The sequence below is a fragment of the Vibrio cionasavignyae genome, from assembly GCF_050337155.1.
Taxonomy (GTDB): domain Bacteria; phylum Pseudomonadota; class Gammaproteobacteria; order Enterobacterales; family Vibrionaceae; genus Vibrio; species Vibrio nomapromontoriensis.
Map to the genome: position 1 here is coordinate 1 of NZ_JAKJSR010000003.1, position 4,630 is coordinate 4,630.

Genomic DNA, 4,630 nt, shown 5'->3' on the forward strand with positions numbered 1-4,630 from the left:
TCCTCATACCACTTATTGTATTCGGCTTGTTCCGCGCTGAGTTGCCCACTTGTAGCTGGCTTATAAGGTTTAGCCAATTGTTCAGTACTGATTTCAGTTAGTGTTAACTGAGTTTCGCTGTTGTCTAATTGGCCGCTGAGCTCGACAATTTTTTCAGCCAACTCTTTAGGTGCTAGCTCTGCGAGTGAAGCAATAAGTGGCAATGATGGAAAACGAAAAGTGAGGGTTTGTTCTCCGCTTTTTGGTAAGTCACTGCCTAGCGCGTGAATAGGGTGTTCTGGTGTCAACACTTCAAACGCCCCATTTTTATCAGGTTGTCCGTTACCCAACGGGCATAACTTAAACTCTTGATTCGTTGCCCAAAGCTTAGGGTTTTCGCTATCGGTTACATTCAGCATTGGCACTTTAGCTAACGGGCGAATGTTAGTGACCTCCTTTCCTACTAAGCTTTGCTTTAAATGCCAAGACGGGAAGTTTGTTTTTTGAGTTTGAGAATCAAGCTCACCTTCGTAGTAAACGCCAAATAAGTAATAATTTGCATGCAGTGGTATTACATTACAGGTATCAACAATATTCACAGTTCATCCCCTTTCACAAAATCACCATTGTTGGCAAATGCATTGTAAAGAGAAGAATTACCTGCACTGTGACCAGTCCCTATTTGCTCCCATTTTAGATAAGAATCAAACTCTTTGTTTTCTGTTAGCTTGCTAAGAATGACTCTGGCGGCTCCATCTCGAGTATAGTTCGCGTCTTTACTTAGAATTTCAAAATAGCGAAGTTTACCCACTGCTCTTGGAATAATTTCTTCTTTCTGAAATGTACGTCGCTCGATATCTATCAAATAACGAAACTTACGAGTTTCACCCCAAGCATACTTCCCGCCAGGGCTAAGGCTACGCTTATTAAATTTATAATCATTCAGGTTATCTTCATCTGGGTTGATTCCCGTACTGAATAGAAATTCATCTTTAGCCTCGTCATAAACCGCAACACCGAAATCATTTAGAACATACCTTTTGCCTTCTTGAATCACTGAATACTCGTTAAACTCTGTTTCTACCTGCTGCATATCACCTGTCGCTAAGGTGTATTTCCAGTCTTTAAATTTATCAACATAGTAAAGATAACTGCTGTCTTCTGCCCAAAGGAACTCGGGATAACCACGTGAACGGCCCAGTTCAATATATTCGCCCGTTTTAAGATCTTTAATCACCTTAAACATGCCTTCAGCTGCCGAGTACGCCAAAGCTAAGTAGCGATTATTTGGTGAGATACGCATTAANCGAACTTTGCCAACAAATTCGTCTGCAACCAARCGYAAGTCCGTGCCATCGGTTTTGATACTCCATACTTTATCTCTTTGATCATAGTGGTCTTTTGCTTCATTACGAGCATTATCCCAACGGAATACYACTCTAGGCAGGTCATACGTCGCTTCATTATCTAAATCTTCGCGAGGCCATTCTTTGGCTTTAACAATGTAGTGTTCCGGTTTGCCCGTTTCTTGGTCATAAATAACATAGTTATTTTCTGTAATATAAACACGGCCATCTTCCCACTGCTGCGCATTCTTCTCTGCAATTCGGTCTTCAATTGTTTGAGGGTTTTTCGCTTGTTGCTCAGGCTCCTTCGCCGATTCCTGATTACAGCCAGACAATACCACCAAGGCAATCAAGCATAATGTGTGACGTAAATTCATGTTAATATTCTCTTTATTGTCATTTTTGATCGCGCTNAATTGCTTAATATCRNGCTCAYGCGACTCGTATAAACGGCTTTCTGTTAGCTTGGTTGATCTTTTCCTTATGGGCTAGCAGGTCTGCAATTAGTGTTCGAGCAAAGATGACGGTTTGATTGTCTCGTCCATGATGGCTATTGCCCTGATAACCACGAATAAGTNCCACTTCTATAACCTCTACAGGCCAACCCGAAAAGCTAATCAACCTAGAGCCGTTTTCTTTTTTTATACATTGGCGCAAAGACACTCGCTGTGACCAGTCACCGTCGGTTTGTCGTAATTCAAAATAATCATCTGACTCATCCAGCGTCGCATAGCCTGGGTATTCAAAAACCAGCTCTACGGGTTTGCTTAAGTACACGGCTGCCACATTTTTATTAATCTGATCTTGTAACATAGCGTACTCATTCGGCTTCCAATTCGCCGCACTTGGCAACACCGAAAGTAGTCGTGTCTTACCTTCCCCAACTTTAAAACTTTTGGCGCTGCTGTAATGATCAAGTTCAGTAACTTTTGTGGCTCTGCTTCCAGGATTACTCTCTAGTTCAGATAATGCACTCTCACTCAATTGTTTTCCGCTATAAGCTAGATATACGTACTGAGGTTCGCCTTTAGCCTTGTATGGAAGCCATATATGTGGCAAAGGATAACCTTTTGCCTTCCGTGTGCCTGAACTAGAAGCATTGAACGGGCTTAAATGTGTTTCAACCTTAGCTTTTATCTGTGGCTCATAGCCTGTCATGACTATCTCCACTTCTTTCTCAACTAAATTGAACACTCGTGCCTCTCCAGAACCATTCAAGGATCCTTCACTTACTACGCTACCATTCTGCACGACTTGAAAAGGCTCATGAGAGTAAACACTGCCTGTCTCGGGATTGGTCATATAGATATCGGCATGCCTTCTTGGTGTCGATTCTTCACGGACGCTATTAATATCTGTATCTGAAAAATAACCACTTGCTGTAATTTCAACCTCGCGCCAAATTCTATTATCCCAAACAACATACACGTAGCCCGAATTGAAAATTTTACCTGCCTCATCAGACTCATCAGAGCCCGAGAAGTGTAAGGGAACCACTGGCACCAACACGTTATCCCACTCGTCCATCTGAGCTTCTTTGTTAACGGGTTGTAGGTCTTCGGCTAGCTTAAGTAAAATGGGCTGTGGCTGGTCAACGCAAGGGATTTTGATATAAAGCGTTTTGCGTTTTGCCTTCAGCTTCGAGATCTTTAAATGTAGCAAGGCTGCGGTGTTTATTGGCTCTATCCGCTTTCCCTACTGTTACTTTTTCGTTTTGTTCAGCCGTTTTAGCTAGAGTTAGGCACGCCGCATTACTCGACCACTGCCCCGCAAACTCCACCACTATTTTATGTTCTGGGCTAGGCTCTACCGGTACGTAAGATAAGTGACGTGCCAATGGAACATCGTCTTGTACTTGCTGATAACTGGCTCTATTGACTTTTTTTCCTTCAGGAAAAGCGTGCTTATCCAATTGCGCTTTTAACTTGGGGTAAGCATTAAGTTGCGCGTCACTGAGGGGCGTTCTGCGTGCAAAGGATGAGATAGCAATCCAATGAGCTTTAAGCAATTCCGCCTTGAGCGCACTAAGAAGACTCTGAGAGGATTTTTTAGCCGCGATTGAAATAGGTTCCGACAGCGGTTTTGGTAAGTGTCTAACAATATCTTGGGGGCTTCGCACACGCGAAAACTGACCTATACACTCGTCCGGTGTTAGGACATAAGATAGCTCGTTGGATGTTAACTTCGAGCTGGGTATAAATTTGCAGGCAAAGTGCAYTTGAATTCTCCACAACCAACATCGTAAATAAGGTTGCGGTGATAATTAAGCTGATAAGGCTTATANATACGATTTGGTAGAAAGATAATAGCGATTAAAATATTTTATTTCAACGACATAACAAAATAGCACAACTGYCAAAACAACCAYTTAAACCRCCATTATCACTAGCCATACNGAGATACNACCTANCCCCTTAAGCAAAAAAACGCGACCATAAGGCCAAATTACTAGCYATYTNACCTAGCAATCCATTCGAAAATAATTGTCACATAATCGCAGTAAAACCGCCCNAAATGGGTAGNTCATAATAAAAAAAAGTRGGCAAATGCCCACTTAAAAGTAACCGCTGACAATACGTATTACGCATTAATGATCATTGGTTAAAAATATCAGGTAACAAACATTACCTAATGCAGAAATCAAACGCTGTGTATTCTCGACTAAACAACTTACAACACTTAATCATGCAACCTTAGCCCGCACATGATGCACGGTATCAAATGAAATAACGCGCAACGACTCTACCAATAAGGCGATATTCGCCTTATCCAACATTGCCTCTTCCTGCACGGATTCAGCAACCGCGCCGAGGTTGGTGGTGCCGCTCACGCTCAAAGTAATGGTGCCATCTTGCAAGCCACTCATGTCTAAACTCAAGCTCCAACTGCCATCCGCCGTGACCGCCACCGCCACCTCACTGGTCTTGCCCCCCACGCTATCACTCGCGACGACGCTCAACGTTTCCCCGTCCTCAAAGCGAGTGCTGCTGCCGCTAATGGCAACGGCGCTCGCGTCCGTGGTGTTGATGGTCTTGCCCCCATTRATGGCACCAATACTCAAGGTTGGGGTAATGGCCAGCGCCTGTGTGCTGTTGTCATCCCCCACATTACCGACCGCGTCTTGGTAATCGCTGACGACCAGCGCGACACTGCGCTCTACGCTGCTTGGTACTACCACGCTTCCTCGCCAAATGGTGCGGTCTGCTGTGGCCGCTAAGGTGCTGATCGGTTGGCCCCCTAATGTCGCCGTCGCCGACTCCATCTCACTATCAAACGTCAAGGTCACTTCTACGCTTTCTACGCTT

General features: G+C 43.9%; 1 protein-coding gene and 3 pseudogenes. All 4 read right to left on the minus strand.

Translation table 11 applies throughout. The annotated features are described in order from the left end of the window. Positions 1-578, minus strand: a pseudogene (locus tag L4D74_RS00265) (OmpA family protein); the annotation flags it as partial. After that, positions 575-1,702 (minus strand): Tricorn protease domain-containing protein, encoded by a 1,128-nt coding sequence (locus L4D74_RS00270; RefSeq protein WP_428750228.1) that lies wholly within the window; start codon positions 1,700-1,702, stop codon positions 575-577. The gene L4D74_RS00270 and the pseudogene L4D74_RS00265, both read right to left, overlap by 4 nt. Positions 1,703-1,785: 83 nt before the next feature. Next, positions 1,786-3,543 (minus strand): annotated as a pseudogene (locus tag L4D74_RS00275) (hypothetical protein). Positions 3,544-4,008: 465 nt separating this feature from the next. Continuing rightward, a pseudogene (locus L4D74_RS00280) lies at positions 4,009-4,630 on the minus strand (hypothetical protein); the annotation flags it as partial.